Raw genomic sequence first — 276 nt, 5'->3', positions numbered from 1 at the left:
GACTACACGGGTATCTAATCCCGTTTGCTACCCTAGCTTTCGCGTCTCAGCGTCAGTGTTGGCCCAGCAATCCGCCTTCGCCTCTGGTGTTCCTCCGTATATCTACGCATTTCACCGCTACACACGGAATTCCGATTGCCTCTTCCACACTCTAGCTCGACAGTATCAAACGCAGTTCCCGAGTTGAGCTCGGGGCTTTCACGCCTGACTTGAAGAGCCGCCTACACGCGCTTTACGCCCAGTAATTCCGAACAACGCTTGCCCCCTTCGTATTAC

Annotated in this window: 1 rRNA gene; it reads right to left on the bottom strand. The window is 54.3% G+C overall.

What is annotated here, in order from left to right:
* Positions 1-276: ribosomal RNA gene (locus tag ACTHSL_RS13560) — 16S ribosomal RNA — on the bottom strand; the annotation flags it as partial.

Origin of the sequence: Neisseria sp. P0008.S010 (assembly GCF_051962715.1) — a bacterium.
Lineage (GTDB): Bacteria > Pseudomonadota > Gammaproteobacteria > Burkholderiales > Neisseriaceae > Neisseria > Neisseria elongata.
This window is presented reverse-complemented; position numbering and strand designations above follow the sequence as displayed.